The organism is Thermaerobacter subterraneus DSM 13965 (assembly GCF_000183545.2).
Lineage (GTDB): Bacteria > Bacillota > Sulfobacillia > Thermaerobacterales > Thermaerobacteraceae > Thermaerobacter > Thermaerobacter subterraneus.
This window is the reverse complement of the sequence record NZ_JH976535.1, coordinates 2,332,637-2,348,276: the sequence shown is the minus strand read 5'-3', so window position 1 is coordinate 2,348,276 and position 15,640 is coordinate 2,332,637. Positions and strand designations below refer to the sequence as shown.

General features: G+C 73.7%; 13 protein-coding genes. All 13 read left to right on the top strand.

The genetic code is table 11. From position 1 onward, the window contains the following. Positions 1-30 precede the first annotated feature (30 nt). The 13 genes from rimI (at position 31) to guaA (ending at position 15,395) form a co-directional block, all read left to right on the top strand. Positions 31-636, top strand: a complete 606-nt coding sequence (gene rimI / locus THESUDRAFT_RS09540; RefSeq protein ID WP_242823309.1) for a ribosomal protein S18-alanine N-acetyltransferase — start codon at positions 31-33, stop codon at positions 634-636. Beyond that, a complete protein-coding gene (tsaD, locus tag THESUDRAFT_RS09535) occupies positions 633-1,694 on the top strand; it encodes a tRNA (adenosine(37)-N6)-threonylcarbamoyltransferase complex transferase subunit TsaD (RefSeq protein ID WP_006904582.1) in 1,062 nt (353 codons plus the stop codon). Before rimI ends, tsaD begins: the two co-directional genes overlap by 4 nt. Before the next feature lie 16 nt (positions 1,695-1,710). Continuing rightward, positions 1,711-2,361, top strand: a complete 651-nt coding sequence (locus tag THESUDRAFT_RS09530) for an acyltransferase (protein WP_006904581.1) — start codon at positions 1,711-1,713, stop codon at positions 2,359-2,361. A 279-nt stretch (positions 2,362-2,640) separates the two neighbouring features. Next, positions 2,641-4,077 carry a UDP-N-acetylmuramate--L-alanine ligase gene (gene murC, locus THESUDRAFT_RS09525; protein ID WP_006904580.1) on the top strand — a complete coding sequence of 479 codons (1,437 nt, stop codon included), beginning with the start codon at positions 2,641-2,643 and terminating at the stop codon, positions 4,075-4,077. 214 nt (positions 4,078-4,291) lie between these two features. After that, the gene (guaB, locus tag THESUDRAFT_RS09520) at positions 4,292-5,779 is read left to right on the top strand and encodes an IMP dehydrogenase (protein ID WP_083855432.1); all 1,488 of its coding nucleotides are present in this window, start codon (positions 4,292-4,294) and stop codon (positions 5,777-5,779) included. A gap of 48 nt (positions 5,780-5,827) precedes the next feature. Further along, positions 5,828-7,252 (top strand): bifunctional folylpolyglutamate synthase/dihydrofolate synthase, encoded by a 1,425-nt coding sequence (locus THESUDRAFT_RS09515; protein WP_006904578.1) that lies wholly within the window; start codon positions 5,828-5,830, stop codon positions 7,250-7,252. Positions 7,253-7,405: 153 nt separating this feature from the next. Continuing rightward, on the top strand, positions 7,406-8,590 hold the full coding sequence (locus THESUDRAFT_RS09510) for an acetyl-CoA C-acetyltransferase (RefSeq protein WP_040826455.1): 1,185 nt from the start codon (positions 7,406-7,408) through the stop codon (positions 8,588-8,590). A gap of 155 nt (positions 8,591-8,745) precedes the next feature. Continuing rightward, on the top strand, positions 8,746-10,176 hold the full coding sequence (locus THESUDRAFT_RS09505; RefSeq protein WP_006904576.1) for a molybdopterin molybdotransferase MoeA: 1,431 nt from the start codon (positions 8,746-8,748) through the stop codon (positions 10,174-10,176). After that, positions 10,173-10,793 carry a cyclic pyranopterin monophosphate synthase MoaC gene (moaC, locus tag THESUDRAFT_RS09500; RefSeq protein ID WP_006904575.1) on the top strand — a complete coding sequence of 207 codons (621 nt, stop codon included), beginning with the start codon at positions 10,173-10,175 and terminating at the stop codon, positions 10,791-10,793. The genes THESUDRAFT_RS09505 and moaC overlap by 4 nt, the downstream gene beginning before the upstream one ends. After that, positions 10,790-11,386, top strand: a complete 597-nt coding sequence (locus THESUDRAFT_RS09495) for a MogA/MoaB family molybdenum cofactor biosynthesis protein (RefSeq protein WP_006904574.1) — start codon at positions 10,790-10,792, stop codon at positions 11,384-11,386. The genes moaC and THESUDRAFT_RS09495 overlap by 4 nt, the downstream gene beginning before the upstream one ends. 274 nt (positions 11,387-11,660) lie before the next feature. Then, a complete protein-coding gene (gene groES / locus THESUDRAFT_RS09490; protein WP_006904573.1) occupies positions 11,661-11,987 on the top strand; it encodes a co-chaperone GroES in 327 nt (108 codons plus the stop codon). Positions 11,988-12,005: 18 nt separating this feature from the next. Then, the gene (gene groL / locus THESUDRAFT_RS09485) at positions 12,006-13,625 is read left to right on the top strand and encodes a chaperonin GroEL (protein ID WP_006904572.1); all 1,620 of its coding nucleotides are present in this window, start codon (positions 12,006-12,008) and stop codon (positions 13,623-13,625) included. Between the two features lie 195 nt (positions 13,626-13,820). Further along, positions 13,821-15,395 (top strand): glutamine-hydrolyzing GMP synthase, encoded by a 1,575-nt coding sequence (gene guaA / locus THESUDRAFT_RS09480; RefSeq protein ID WP_006904571.1) that lies wholly within the window; start codon positions 13,821-13,823, stop codon positions 15,393-15,395. Positions 15,396-15,640: the final 245 nt, after the last annotated feature.

The following is a 15,640-nucleotide window of genomic DNA, read 5'->3' as shown; positions in this document are numbered from 1 at the left end:
ATGGAACTGCCCTCGCGGGAGGTGAGCGGGGTGGCCCTATCCCACGACGTGCAGAGCCAGCCCGGCGAGATCCGCATCGACCCCATGACGCCGGGCGATTTGCCGCTGGTGCTGGCCATCGAGCGCCGCTCCTTCCCCACCCCCTGGTCGGAGCGGGCCTTCGCCAGCGAGCTGCGCGACAACCTCTATGCCGACTACATCGTGGCCCGCCACGGGGACCGGCTGGTGGGGTACGCGGGCATGTGGTGCATCCTGGACGAGGCCCACGTCACCACCATCGCCGTCGACCCCGAGTTCCGGGGCCGGGGGATCGGCAACCGCCTGCTCACCGCCCTGGAAGAACGGGCCCTGCGGTACGGCTGCCGGCGCATGACCCTGGAGGTGCGGGTGAGCAACCACGTGGCGCAGCGGCTCTACCTGCGCCATGGCTTCCGCCCCTGCGGGATCCGGCGGGGTTATTACGTGGACAACGGGGAGGACGCCATCATCATGTGGCGCGACCGCCTGGACCCGCCGGGACCCGTGGCGGCGGAGGGGGAGGACGCCCCGCGCACCGGACGGGATGCCGGGCTCCAGGCCGGGACGGAGCCGGCCACCGGTGCCGGCGCGGCCCCTGGCGGGAGCGAGCGCCCGTGAGCCGGCCCCACCTCACCCTGGGCATCGAGACCAGCTGCGACGAGACCAGCTTCGCGGTGGTGGCGGGCGGCCGCCGCATCCTGGCCAACGTGATCCTCAGCCAGACGGGCGAGCACGGCCGCTACGGCGGCGTGGTGCCCGAACTGGCATCCCGGCGCCACGTGACCAACGCCGTGCCCCTGCTGCAGGAGGCCCTGGCCCGCAGCGGCATCACCCTGGCGGAGGTCGACCTGGTGGCGGTGACCCGCGGGCCGGGCCTGGTGGGCGCCCTGCTGGTGGGGGTCTCCCTGGCCAAGGCCCTGGCCTGGGCCCTGGACAAGCCGCTGGTGGGCGTCCACCACCTGGCGGGGCACATCTACGCCAACTTCCTGGCCGGTCCCGGGGACGAACCGGCCCCCGAGCCCCGCTACCCCGCGGTGGCGCTGGTGGTGTCGGGCGGCCATACCGACCTGTTCCACCTGCAGGAGGGCGGGGGCCTGGCCTGGCTTGGCGGCACCCGGGACGACGCCGCCGGCGAGGCCTTCGACAAGGTGGCCCGGGAGCTGGGGCTCGGCTACCCGGGCGGGCCGGTCATCGACCGCCTGGCCGAGCGGGGCGATCCCCAGGCCTTTCCTTTCCCCCGGGCCATGCTGGACGACGACTCGCTGGATTTCAGCTTCAGCGGCCTCAAGACGGCGGTGCTCTACGAGCTGGAGCGCCGGGGATGGCGCGACCCGCAGCGGCGGGGCGAGCTGGAGGCCCGCCTGCCCGACCTGGCCGCCAGCTTCCAGCAGGCCGTGGTGGACGTCCTGGTGGCCAAGACCCTGCGGGCCGCCCGGCAGGTGGGGGCGCGCCAGATCTACCTGGCCGGCGGCGTGGCGGCCAACCGGCGCCTGCGCCGGGACCTGGAGGCCGCGGCCCGGGAGGCCGGCCTGAACCTTGCCTGCCCGCCCCCGGTTCTCTGCACCGACAACGGGGCCATGATCGCGGCGGCGGGGTATGCCGCCTGGCGGCGGGGGCGCCGGGACGGGCTGGAGCTGGACGTCGATCCCGACCCGCCCCTGGACGAATGGTTTTAGCGCGGGAGGGGTGGCCATGGTGGCGGCAGGGGACGGGCAGGCCCAGGCGCGGTGCGGAGGCGGCCGGCCGCCGGGGGAGATGGCCTGGTCCCAGGCCCTGGCGGCCGCCGGAAGCGGCAGCCCAAGGCCGGGCGGGGCCGGCCCGTCCGGCGGGGAGGGGGCCTGGCAGGCGGTGCCGCGCCAGCAGCGGCTGCGCCGGCACCCGGTGCCGCCGGGGCGCAACTCGCTGCACTACTGGCGGGAGGCCAAGAGCCTGCCCCGGGTGGCGTGGAACTTCCTGGTGATCTCCCTCTGCCGGATCCTGCCCTGGTTCGGGGTGAAGAACTTCCTCTACCGGCGCCTGGGGATGAAGGTGGGCCGGGACGTGGCCTTCGGCCTCATGGCCATGGTGGACGTCTTCTGGCCGGAACTGATCGAGGTGGGCGACAACAGCATCATCGGCTACAACACCGTGCTTCTGGCCCACGAGTTCCTCATCGGTGAGTACCGGACGGGGCCGGTGGTCATCGGCCGCGACGTGATGATCGGAGCCAACTGCACCGTCCTGCCCGGCGTGGTGATCGGCGACGGCGCCGTCGTGTCGGCCCACTCCCTGGTCAACGCCGACGTGCCCCCGGGCGCGGTGGTGGGTGGCGTGCCGGCCCGGCCCATCGGCCACCGGGGCTGAGGGCGGCGGTTCCGCGCATGCCGCCGGGGCCGGCGGCGGCCGGGAGCAGGCCGCCGGGTTGCTGGCCGGGCCGGTCCCGCCCGGTGCGAATGTTTTCCAGCCCGCGACCCCAAGCTAGCCTTCAGAAGCTCTGGCTATAGGCCCCGGCAGGCCGCCGTGGCAACCCGCGGGCCCGCGGCATACATCGTGAAGTGCGCCGGGCGGCCGGCGGTGGACAAGGGAACGGGCGGCGCGATGCGAATTCATGGCGGCATAGATGCAGGGAAGGTGGAACGGGCGATGGAGGAACCGGGGTACGCGCCCCCCATGGACTGGTCGGGCAAGCGGGTGCACTTCATCGGTATCGGCGGTTACGGCATGAGCGGCCTGGCGCGCGTGCTCCTGGCCCGGGGCGCCCGGGTCAGCGGGTCGGACGTGCGCCCCTCCGATCGCACCCGGTGGCTGGCCGGGAACGGGGCGGAGGTCCACATCGGCCATGACGCCCGCCACGTGGCGGGTGCGGACCTGGTGGTCTACAACACCGACGTGCCGGCCGACAACCCGGAGCTGGTCGCCGCCCGCCAGGCGGGCATCCCCGTCTGGCACCGTTCCCAGGTCCTGGCCGACCTGCTCAACCACCGGCAGGCCGTGGCGGTGACGGGCACCCACGGCAAGACCACCACCACGGCCATGACGGGCCTGGTGCTGGTGGCCGGCGGGCTCGATCCCACGGTGCTGGTGGGCGGCGAGGTGCCGGAGTTCGGCGCCGCCACGGCGCGGCTGGGACATGGTCCCTGGGTGGTGGCCGAAGCCTGCGAGAGCGACGGCACCTTCCTGCGCTACTTCCCCCGGATCGCCGTGGTCACCAACGTGGAGCCCGAGCACCTGGACCACTACGAGGGCGACTTCCGGCGGCTGCTGGATGCCTTTCGGGGCTTCCTCGGCAACGTGCGGCCGGGCGGCCTGGTGGTGGCCTGCGGCGACCACCCCGTGGTCCGGCAGCTGCTGGCCGGCCTGCCGGCGGGCCGGGTCCGGGTCGCCCGTTACGGCGTGGAGGCCGAGGACTGCCACCTGCGGGCCCGGGACGTCCAGACCGGACCGGAGGGAACGCGCTTCAGCGTCTGGCAGGAGGGCCGGCCCCTGGGGGAGGTCACCCTGGCGGTGCCGGGGGAGCACAACGTGCTGAACGCCCTGGCCGCCCTGGCGGTGGGGCTGGAGGTGGGCGTTCCCTTCGGCGTCGCGGCGCAGGCCCTGGCGGGGTTCCACGGTGCCAAGCGGCGCTTCCAGGTGATCCACGACCGGGACGGCATCCTGGTGGTGGACGACTACGCCCATCACCCGACGGAGATCCGTGCCACCCTGCGCGCGGCGCGGCAGCGCCGGGGCGCCGCGGGGCGGGTCATCGCCGTCTTCCAACCCCAGCGCTATTCCCGCACCCGCCTGCTGATGGACGAGTTCGCCCGGGCTTTCGGCGACGCCGACAAGGTGATCCTTACGGAGATCTACGCCCCGCCGGGCGAGCGCCCCATCCCTGGCGTCTCCAGCGCCGTCCTGGCCGAGCGCATCGCCCAGGAAGAGGGGCGGCCCGTGGATCTCTTCGCCAGCCGGGAGGACCTGATCGAGCACCTGCTGGCCACGGTGCGGCCCGGCGATCTGGTGCTGACCATGGGCGCCGGCGACATCTGGACGGTGGCCCGGGACCTGGCCCGGCGCCTCCAGGCGGTGACGCCGGCCTGACGGGTCGGCCGCGACCCGTACACTGGTCGCGATCCGTACACTGGTTTCCGGTCCCCATTGAAAGGCCCACCCTGCCGTGTTACGTATGGAACCAATAACCCGGGTGCGCCGGGCGGCCGGCTTCGTCCCCGGCCCGCCCGACCGCCATGAACCCGGTGGGGAGGGGCGAAACGTGAGGGCCGATCCGATCACGGCCGGACCGGCCGGCGACGGGCTGGCCGGAGGAACCGGCCGCGCGGCCGCCGGCAAGATCGCCGGCGAAGGACTCACCTTTGACGACGTGCTGATTATCCCCGCAGCCTCGGAAGTGCTTCCCCGCGACGTCGACGTCTCCACCCGCCTGACCCGCCAGCTGCGCATCCGCATCCCTCTGGTCTCCGCCGCCATGGACACCGTCACCGAGGCCCGCCTGGCCATCGCCCTGGCGCGGGAGGGCGGCATCGGCATCATCCACAAGAACATGCCGCCCGAGCGGCAAGCGGCCGAGGTCGACAAGGTCAAGCGCTCCGAGCACGGGGTGATCGTCGACCCCTTCTCCCTCTCACCCCATCACCGGGTGCGCGATGCCCTGGAGCTCATGGCGCGCTACCATATTTCCGGTGTCCCCATTGTCGACGGCCACGGGATCCTGGTGGGGATCATCACCAACCGGGACGTGCGCTTCGAGGAGGATCTGGAGCGGTCCATCGCCGAGGTGATGACCCGGGAGGGCCTGGTGACGGCGCCCGAGGGCACCACCCTGGCCCGGGCCCGGGAGATCATGCGGCAGCACAAGATCGAGAAGCTGCCGCTGGTCGACGGCGCGGGCCGGCTGCGGGGGCTCATCACCATCAAGGACATCGAGAAGGCGATCCGCTACCCCAACGCGGCCAAGGACGAGCGGGGGCGCCTTCTGGTAGGAGCGGCGGTGGGCGTGGGCCCGGCGGGCCTCGAGCGGGCCGATGCCCTGGTGGAAGCCGGCGTCGACGTGCTGGTGGTCGACAGCGCCCACGGCCACACGCGCAACGTCCTGGAGACGGTCCAGGCCCTCAAGCGGCGCCATCCCCAGGTGCCCCTCATCGCCGGCAACGTGGTGACCGCCGAGGGCACCCGGGCGCTGATCGAAGCGGGGGCCGACGCCGTCAAGGTGGGCGTGGGGCCGGGCTCCATCTGCACGACCCGGGTGGTGACGGGGGCCGGCTTCCCCCAGCTCAGCGCCATCCTGGACTGCAGCCAGGAGGCGGACAGGTTCGACGTGCCGGTCATTGCCGACGGGGGCATCAAGTATTCGGGCGACATCGTCAAGGCCCTGGCCGCCGGCGCCAGCGCGGTGATGATCGGCAGCCTGTTCGCCGGAACCGAGGAGGCGCCGGGCGAGCTGGAGATCTTCCAGGGCCGCAGCTTCAAGGTGTACCGGGGCATGGGCTCCCTGGGCGCCATGAAGGAGGGGGGCGCGGAACGCTACTTCCAGGAAGGCGAGGCGAAGTTCGTCCCCGAAGGGGTGGAGGGCCGCGTACCCTATCGCGGCCCCCTGTCGGAGACGGTCTTCCAGCTGGTGGGCGGCCTGCGGGCGGGCATGGGCTACGCCGGGGCGCCGGACATCGAGACCTTGCGCCGCCAGGCCCGGTTCGTCCGCATCACCAGCGCCAGCCTGGTCGAGAGCCACCCCCACGACGTCACGGTGACCAAGGAGCCCCCCAACTACTGGCTGGGCCGGTTCTGAACACGGGCTGGAAGAACCGGCCCGGCCGCCCGAGGTGGGACGCAAGGGTTGCAGGAACGCAAGACCGGTGCGGAGGGACGGGCGCCGGGCCAGGAGGCGGTGGCCTACCTGCAGGGGCTCGGCCGCTTCGGCATGCGCCTGGGGCTGGAGCGCATCCGTGGCCTGCTGGAGCGGCTGGGCCACCCCGAGGAGGGCCTGCCGCCCGTCTACCACATCACCGGAACCAACGGCAAGGGGTCGACGGCCAGCCTGATGGAGGCCATCCTGCGGGCGGCGGGCTACCGGACGGCCCTCTTCACCTCCCCCCATCTGGTCCACTACGAGGAGCGGTTCCGCTTCGACGGCCGGCCGGTGTCGGGGGTGGAGCTGGCCGCCGCCGTCGAGCAGGTGCGGCGGGCAGCGGCGGCCCTGGCGGCCGGCGGAGGGGTGGAGCCGCCCACGGAGTTCGAGGTGGCGACGGCCGTGTTCTTCCTGCTGGTCCAGGCGCGGCGGCCCGACGCCGTGGTGCTGGAGGTGGGGCTGGGCGGCCGCTATGACGCCACCAACACGGTGCCGCGGCCGATGGTGGCGGTGGTCACCAACGTGGCCCTGGACCACACCGACCGGCTGGGGCCCACGGTGGAAGCCATCGCCTACGACAAGGCGGGCATCGCCCGGCCCGGCGTCCCCCTGGTGACGGGCGCCCTGGATCCGGCGGCCCTGGCGGTCCTGCGCCGGGAGGCGGCGGCCCTGGGGGCGCCCTTGTGGGAGGTGCGCCCCGAGGAGGCGGCGCCGGAGGCGCGGGATCCGCGGGACCAGGGCGGGCCGGCGGCCGTGGCCACCTACCGGCTTCGCTCGGCGGGTCCGGACGGGTCCTGCTGGGACTACCGGGGGCCGGCCCCGGTCCCCGCCCGCTGGGACCGGCTGCCCCTGGCCCTGGCCGGACCGCACCAGGTGGCCAACGCCGCGGTGGCGGTGACGGCGCTGCTGGCGGCCGCCGCGACGGAACGGGGCCTGCCGGTGACCCGGGAGGCGGTGGAACGCGGCCTGGCCGCTGCGCGCTGGCCCGGCCGCATGGAGAGGGTCCGGTGGCGGGGCCGGGAAATCTGGCTGGATGGGGCCCACAACCCGGCCGGCATGGCGGCCCTGGCCCGGACGGTGGCGGCCCTCTGGCCCGATCGCCGGGTGGTGCTGGTGGCCGGCATGCTGGACGACAAGGACGTGGAAAAGGCGGCGGCCGCCATCGCCCCGGTGGCGGCGCGGGCGGTGGTGACGGAGCCCCCCTCGCCCCGGGCCGCCCGGGCGGAGCGGCTGGCCGGGGCGCTGGCCGCACATGGGGTGGCGGTGGCCGTCCAGCGGGAGCCTCTGGCGGCCCTGGAGCGGGCCCTGCAGGAAGCAGGACCGGGCCAGCCCGTGCTGGTCTGCGGCAGCCTCTACCTGGTGGGGACGGTGCGCGCCCAGCTGCTGGTCCCCACGGCGGCACCCGGCGGCTGACCTTGCGGCACGCAGGGAACGGACCCTTGCAGCCCGAACTGCCCGGTAGAGGCCGGCCCGGTCGCCCCGGCGGGTTCGCCGGCGGCGTCCCCGGGGGCGGGGCATCGCCTCGGATTTGCTCCATTGAGGCCGGCCGTGCGGGGGGAGAGTTCGGTGAAGCAAACCGTGATCATCGACGGGGCACGGACGCCCTTCGGCAAGTTCGGCGGGGCCTTGAAGGACGTCCCGGCGGTGGAGCTGGGCGCCGTGGCGATCCGGGCGGCCCTGGAACGGGCCGGGGTCGCCGGCGACCAGGTGGACTACGTGCTGATGGGCATGGTCGTCCAGGCGGGGGCGGGCCAGATTCCCTCCCGCCAGGCGGCGGTCAAGGCGGGGTTGCCGGTGACGGTGCCCTCGGACACCATCAACAAGGTCTGCGCCTCCAGCCTGCGGGCCGTGAACCTGGCGGATGCCCTGATCCGGGCCGGGGATGCGGCCGTGGTGGTGGCGGGCGGCATGGAGAGCATGAGCCAGGCGCCGTACCTGGTGCGCCAGGCCCGCTGGGGCGCCCGCATGGGCCACGGCGAGCTGGAGGACGCCCTGCTCACCGACGGCTTGCTCTGCGCCTTCGGGGGCTGCCACATGGGCGTGTACGGCAGCCGGGTGGCGGCGGAGTACGGCGTCACGCGGGAGGAGCAGGACCGCTGGGCGCTGCGCAGCCACCAGCGGGCTGTGGCGGCCATGGACGCGGGGCGGCTGGCGGAGGAGATCGTCCCCGTGGAGGTGCCGGGGCGCAAGGGCCAGGTGACCCGGGTGGAGGCCGACGAGGCGCCGCGCCGGGACACCAGTTACGAGAAGCTGGCCGCCCTGCCCCCGGCGTTCGAGAAGGACGGCACGGTGACGGCGGGCAACGCCCCGGGCATCAACGACGGCGCCGCCGCCCTGGTCCTCATGGAGGCCGAGCGGGCCCGGGCCCTGGGCCTCAAGCCCCTGGCCACCATCGTCAGCCAGGGGCAGGCCTCGCTGGACCCGCCCTACCTGCACACCGTGCCCTATTACGCTGCCGAGCGGGCCCTCCAGAAGGCCGGCCTCGGCTGGGACGACATCACCCTCTTTGAGGTGAACGAGGCCTTTGCCGCCGTGGCCCTGACCACCATGAAGCTGGGCGGCTGGGACCCGGAGAAGGTGAACGTCAACGGCGGGGCCGTGGCCCTGGGGCACCCCATCGGTGCCAGCGGCGCCCGCATCCTCCTGACCCTGGCCTACGAGCTGCGGCGCCGGGGCGGCGGGTACGGCATCGCCACCATCTGCAGCGGTGGCGGCCAGGGCGAGGCGACCCTGATCCGGGTGGATCCCTGACGCCCGGGCGGCGGGCCGCCGGCCGGGAGGACAGCGGCCGCCAGCCGGCAGCTGCGCACAGGACACAGGCCGAGGTCGGCCATGGAACGCCAGCGGGCGTGTAGGCGGCCTGGGACGTCCCGGGCCGCAAGGCCCGCGCCCAGGGAGGTGCCGCCGTGGCGGGGTACGAACCCGAACCAGGCCACGAACCGGACGTTGCGGCTCGCGCCGCGGAACCCCGGGCCCCCGCGCCCGCGGGGGTGGGAACCGCGGCCGGTAGCGCATCCCAGGGACCGGTCCCGGATCCGGGCGGTGGGCCGGCACCGGCTTCCTCGCCGGAGTCCGGCCTGCCGGGCGGTGGCTTCCGGGCGCCCTTCCCCAGCGCCGGGCTCCCCACGGTGGCCGAGGCCCTCCAGCGGATCCTGGCGGCGGCAGGGCGGCCGCCCCTGGCGACGGAAGAGGTGCCCCTGGCCGTGGCCCTGGGCCGGGTGCTGGCCAAGCCCGTCTACGCCCCCGAGGACGTCCCGGGCTTTCACCGGTCGACCGTCGACGGATACGCCGTGCGCAGCCAGGACCTGCGGGGCGTGGAGCCCGGCCGGCCGGCCCGCCTGCAGGTGGCGGGCCGGGTGCTGGCGGGCCAGCCCGCTCAGGTGACGGTGGAACCCGGCCAGGCCGTGGCCGTGCCGACGGGCGGGATGCTGCCGCCGGGTGCCGATTGCGTGGTCATGTTCGAGCACACCACCCGGGAGGGGCCGTGGCTGCTGGTGCACCGCTTTGCCGGCCCCGGCGACAACGTCATCGCCCGGGGCGAGGACGCCGCCGCCGGCCTGGCCCTGTTGCCGGCCGGGCGCCGGCTGGGGCCCGCGGAGCTGGGTGCCCTGGCGGGCGCGGGCGTCACCCGCCTGGCCGTGGCCCGGGGACCCCGGGTCGCCCTGCTGCTGACCGGCGACGAGGTGGTTCCTCCCGGCCAGGTGCCCGCACCCGGCCAGATCCGGGACATCAACGGGGTGGCCCTGACGGCCGCCTTGCGGCAGGATGGCGCCGAACCCCTGGACCCCGTCTACGTGCCGGACGAGCCGGACGCCTTCCGGCAGGCCCTGGGGGCCGCCCTGGCGGCTGCCGACCTGGTGCTGATCTCGGGCGGCAGCTCCGTGGGCGAGCGCGACCTGACGGCCGAGCTGGCCGCCGAGCTGGAGCCGCCCGGCGTGATCCTCCACGGCATCGCCCTCAAGCCGGGCAAGCCCACCCTCTTCGCCATGGCGGGGCGCAAGCCGGTGTTCGGCCTTCCCGGCAACCCCGTCTCGGCGCTGGTGGTCTACCGGCTGCTGGTGCGGCCGCTGATCCAGCGCTGGCTGGGGCTTGCACCCGAGCCCGGTCCCGGCCCCCGCATCCGGGCGCGCCTGGAGACGGCCCTGCGCCGCCCGCCGGGCCGGGAAGAGTACGTACCCGTGGCCCTGATCTGGCGCGGGGGCGAGTACGGTGCCCGCCCCCAGCCCCGCAAGTCCGGCCTGATCTCGGCCCTCACGGGCGCCCAGGGGCTGGTCCACCTGCCCCTGGAGATCGAGGGCCTGCCGGCGGGTGCGGAGGTGGAGGTGATCCCCTGGTGAGGGAGCCCTTGCCTTCCGGACAGGGAGCGGTTCCCGGCGCCGGGGCGCCGGCCGGCGCCGGAGGGACCGGGCCGGGCCTGGCGGCAGGGGACCAGGGATGGACCCACCTGGACGGGGCAGGCCGGGCCCGGATGGTGGACACCAGCGGCAAACCCGTCACCCTCCGCGAAGCCGTGGCCCGGGGCCGGGTGCGCATGGCGCCGGCCACCCTGGCCCGCCTGCGCGCGGGCGACGTGCCCAAGGGGGACGTCTGGGCCGTGGCCCGGGTGGCGGGCATCCTGGCGGCCAAGGAGACCGGCCGGCTCATCCCGCTCTGCCATCCCCTGCCTCTGGACGCGGTGGCCGTCGACTTCCGGCTCGGCGCCGAGGGCGTGGAGATCCAGGCCACCGCCCGCACCACCGCGCGCACGGGGGTCGAGATGGAAGCCCTGACGGCGGTCACCGTGGCCGCCCTGACCCTGATCGACATGTGCAAGGCCCTGGACCGGGGCATGGTGATCGAGGCCGTCCGCCTGGTGCGCAAGACCGGCGGGCGCAGCGGCGAGTACACCCGCCCGGACGAGCCGGCCTGGGAGGACCTGGGCGAGCCGGTGGGGCCCCCGGGCCCGCGGGCATGACGGCAACCCCTGCCCCCGGGGCCACCGCAGACCCGCAACCCGGGGGACCGGAAGGGAAGGTGAAGGCCGTGCGGGTGGCGATCCTGACCGTGAGCGACGGAGTGAGCCAGGGATGGCGCCGGGATGACAGCGGCGAGTACCTGGCCCGCTGGGCTGCCGAGGGCGGGGCGGTGGTGGTGGACCGCGGCGTGGTGCCCGATGACCGGGACGCCATCGCCCGCTGGCTGCGGGCGGCGGCCGGGCGGGCGGACATCGTCTTCACCACCGGCGGCACCGGCCTGGGGCCCCGGGACGTCACGCCGGAAGCCACCCTGGACGTGGTGGAGCGCCTGGTGCCCGGGCTGCCCGAGCGGATGCGGGCCGCCACGGGCGCGGCCAACCCCATGGCCTACCTTTCCCGGGGGGTGGCGGGCATCCGGGGCCGCACCCTGATCGTCAACCTGCCGGGCAGCCCCCGGGGGGTGGCCGAGTGCCTGGCGGCGCTGGAACCCTTGCTGGCCCATGCCGTGGCCATCCTGCAGGGGGGCGGTCACGACGCGCCGGGCCACCCTCTCCCGCCCCCGCCCTCAGGCGCACCATCCGGCCATGCCTGACCGGCCACGCATAAAGCGCCCCTCGCGCGGGAACAGGATAAGCGGCCGAGTTGGGAGCGGCGGCCAAATCGGGGCTTGACGACCGTTTTTGGCCGCTTTACCATAGTCGGTGGCTTAGCACTCTCCGGAAGGGAGTGCTAACAGGACAGGCGTCCAGCGGCCCGGGGGCTCCGGCCCGCCGGCCCGCCGGCCGGTCATGCCGCAATCCATCATCCAATCGCTGTGGCCGGGCGCCCCGGAACCAACCTGCATCCTTTCAGGGAGGTGCACGGCGGTGAGCGTTCAGCCGCAGCCCAAGGGAGGGACCGTTTCGGTGAAGCTGCGCCCTCTCGGCGACCGGGTGGTCGTCAAGGTGCTGGAGGAAGAGGAGCGGACCAAGGGCGGGATCATCCTGCCGGACACGGCCAAGGAGAAGCCCCAGCAGGGTGAGGTCCTGGCCGTGGGCACGGGCCGCATCCTCGAGAATGGCCAGAAGGTGCCCCTGGAGGTCAAGGAAGGTGACCGGGTCATCTTCTCCAAGTACGCCGGCACCGAGGTCAAGCTGGATGACGAGGAGCTGCTGATCCTCAGCGAGCGGGACATTCTGGCCATCGTTCAGTAACCGAGGAGGGGAAGCGGCATGCCGAAGCAGCTGGTCTTCAACGAGCAGGCGCGGCGCAGCCTCGAAAAGGGGCTGAACACCGTCGCCAACGCCGTCAAGATCACGCTGGGGCCCAAGGGCCGCAACGTGGTCCTGGAGAAGAAGTTCGGCTCCCCCACCATCACCAACGACGGTGTGACCATCGCGCGGGAGATCGAACTCAAGGACCCCTTCGAGAACATGGGCGCCAAGCTCCTGACGGAGGTGGCGACCAAGACCAACGACGTGGCCGGTGACGGTACCACCACCGCCATCGTGCTGGGCCAGGCCATGGTCCGCGAGGGCATGAAGGTGGTGGCCGCCGGCGCCAACCCGATCCTGGTCAAGCGGGGCATCGAGAAGGCGGTCGCCGCCGTGGTGGAGGAGATCAAGCGGATCGCCAAGCCCGTGGAGACCAAGTCGGCGACCCAGCAGGTGGCCTCCATCTCCGCCAACGACGAAGAGATCGGCAAGATGATCGCCGACGCCATGGAGAAGGTCGGCAAGGACGGCGTCATCACGGTCGAGGAGAGCAAGACCCTGGACACGACCGTCGAGGTCGTGGAGGGCATGCAGTTCGACCGGGGCTACCTGTCGCCGTACTTCGTCACCGACCCGGAGGCCATGGAGGCCGTCCTGGAGGATCCCTTCATCCTGATCACCGACCGCAAGATCTCCTCGGTCAATGACCTGTTGCCGGTCCTCCAGCGGGTGGTGGAGCGGGGCAAGCCGCTGCTGATCATCGCCGAGGACGTGGAGGGCGAGGCCCTGGCCACCCTGGTGGTCAACAAGATCCGCGGCACCCTGCAGTCCTGCGCGGTGAAGGCGCCCGGCTTCGGCGACCGGCGCAAGGCCATGCTGGAGGACATCGCCATCCTCACCGGCGGCCAGGTGGTCTCCGAAGACCTGGGCATCAAGCTGGAGAACGTCACCCCTGACATGTTCGGCCGCGCCAAGAAGGTGGTCGTGGAGAAGGAGAACACGACCATCGTCGAAGGCGCCGGCGACCCGCAGAAGATCAAGGCCCGCATCAACGTCATCAAGCGGCAGATCGAAGAGACCACCTCGGACTTCGACCGCGAGAAGCTGCAGGAGCGGCTGGCCAAGCTGGCCGGCGGCGTGGCCGTGATCAAGGTCGGCGCGGCCACCGAGGTGGAGCTGAAGGAGAAGAAGTACCGCATCGAGGACGCCCTCTCCGCCACCCGGGCGGCGGTGGAGGAGGGCATCGTCCCCGGTGGCGGCTCCACGCTGGTGCACGCCATCAAGGCGCTGGACAAGGTGGAGGCCCGCAACGAGGACGAGCGGATGGGCATCGAGATCGTCCGCCGCGCCCTGGAGGAGCCCCTGCGCCAGATCGCGACCAACGCCGGCCTGGAGGGCTCCGTGGTGGTCGAGCGGGTCAAGCAGCTGCCCGACAACGAGGGCTTCGACGCCCTGACGGGCGAGTACGGCGACATGTTCGCCCGGGGCATCGTCGACCCGGCCAAGGTGACCCGTTCGGCGCTGCAGAACGCGGCCAGCATCGCCGCCATGGTGCTGACCACCGAGTCGCTGGTGGCCGACCTGCCCGAGGACAAGAAGGAAGCGGCCGGCGGCGGCATGGGCGACATGGACTTCTGATCCGGTCGCCGCGAAGGGACCGGCCCGATCGGGGTGGCCGCAAGCCGCTGGTGCGCGGCACCCTTCCCGGAACACAGCACGCCGCGGGGCGGAACCCCGCGGCGTGCTCTTTCAAGGGGGACCGGCGTGTCAAGGGGGACCGGCTTCAGGCCGGGCCATGGTATCATGCCGTCAATGAAAAGGAGCGATGGGACCATGTCCGATGCCCGTTCCCCCCTTTCCCCGGCCGAACCCGCCGAGCGGGTGGTGATCCTGGACTTCGGCTCCCAGTACGGCCACCTCATCGCCCGCCGGGTGCGGGAGCTGGGGGTGTACTCGGAGGTCCTGCCCCACAACGCGCCGCTGGCCCAGATCCTGCGCCACCGGCCGCGGGGCGTGATCCTTTCCGGCGGTCCGGCCAGCGTCTACGAGCCCGGTGCCCCCCAGTGCGATCCCGGCCTGTGGCATGCCGGGGTGCCCGTTCTGGGCATCTGCTACGGCATGCAGCTCATGGTCCACCAGCTGGGCGGGCGCGTGGCCCGCGCGGAAGAGCGGGAGTACGGCCCGGCGACCCTGGAGGTGGAGGAACCCGGCCGCCTGCTGGCCGGCCTGGGGCCGCGCCTGGACGTGTGGATGAGCCACGGCGACCGGGTGGAAACGCTGCCGCCGGGCTTCACCGTCCTGGCCCGCACGGCCGCCTCGCCCTTTGCCGCGGTGGAGGGAGGCGGCGGCCGCTGGCTGGGTGTCCAGTTCCACCCCGAGGTGGGCCACACCCCCCGGGGCCGGGAGATCCTGGCCAACTTCCTCTACGGCGTGTGCGGCTGCCGGGGCGGCTGGACCATGGCCGGCTTCGTCGAGGAAGCGGTGCCCGCCCTGCGCCGCCAGCTGGAGGGAGCCCGGGCCCTCTGCGCCCTGAGCGGCGGGGTCGACTCCACCGTGGCGGCGGTTCTGGTCCACCGGGCCATCGGGCCCCGGCTGGCCTGCGTGTTCGTCGACACGGGCCTGCTGCGGGCGGGGGAGGTGGAGGAGGTCCAGGAAAGCCTGGTCGGGCTGGGCATTGAGCTGCGGGTGGTCGACGCCCGGGACCGGTTCCTGGCCGCCCTGGACGGCATCGCCGACCCCGAGGCCAAGCGCAAGGCCGTGGGCGAGACCTTCATCCGCGTGTTCGAGGAAGAGGCCCGCCAGCTGGCCGAAGAACTGGGACCCATCCCCTTCCTGGTGCAGGGGACCACCTATCCCGACGTGATCGAGAGCGGGGGCGGCGCCGCGGCGACCATCAAGAGCCACCACAACGTGGGCGGCCTGCCCCCGGACCTGGCGTTCCGGCTGGTGGAGCCGCTCCGCTACCTGTTCAAGGACGAGGTGCGGGAGGTGGGGCGCCGCCTGGGGCTGCCGGAGGCCGTCGTCCAGCGGCAGCCCTTCCCCGGCCCGGGGCTGGCCATCCGCATGGCGGGGCCCGTGACCGCCGAGCGGCTGGAACGGCTGCGGGCCTGCGACCGCATCGTCCGGGAGGAGATCCGGCGGGCCGGGCTGGAGGGTCGCCTCTGGCAGGCCTTCGCCGTCCTGACGGGCACGCCCACCGTGGGCGTGATGGGCGACCGGCGCACCTACGGCGAGGCGGTGGCCGTGCGGGCGGTGACCTCGGGGGACGGCATGACGGCCGACTGGGCCCGCCTGCCCCACGAGGTCCTCGACCGTATCGCCCGCCGTCTGGCCAATGAGGTGGAGGGCGTCAACCGCGTGGTCTACGACATCACGTCCAAGCCCCCGGCGACCATCGAGTGGGAGTGACGCCGGGGGGTCAGGCCTGTGGGAGTGAGCCGTGGGGAGGCGTCAGACCTGGGCATGGCCGCCGGAACCCGGCCCCGAGGCCGGGTTCCGGGCTTAGGGACCCCTGCCCGGCCGGTGGCCCCGGGCGCATGGGTCCGGCCCCAGGCGAGGGGATCCCGGCCCGTGGCCCTGGACCCAGGCGGTGAGCCCCGGGTCCCAGACATCCTTCGACAAGAAGGGCGCCCGGGCGAGGGACAGGTTGGCCG

Coding starts and splice junctions, on each gene's coding strand:
- guaA (WP_006904571.1), top strand. CDS start 13,821: ATGTCCGATGCCCGTTCCCCCCTTTCCCCGGCCGAACCCGCCGAGCGG.
- THESUDRAFT_RS09530 (WP_006904581.1), top strand. CDS start 1,711: ATGGTGGCGGCAGGGGACGGGCAGGCCCAGGCGCGGTGCGGAGGCGGC.
- groL (WP_006904572.1), top strand. CDS start 12,006: ATGCCGAAGCAGCTGGTCTTCAACGAGCAGGCGCGGCGCAGCCTCGAA.
- THESUDRAFT_RS09495 (WP_006904574.1), top strand. CDS start 10,790: ATGACGGCAACCCCTGCCCCCGGGGCCACCGCAGACCCGCAACCCGGG.
- murC (WP_006904580.1), top strand. CDS start 2,641: ATGGAGGAACCGGGGTACGCGCCCCCCATGGACTGGTCGGGCAAGCGG.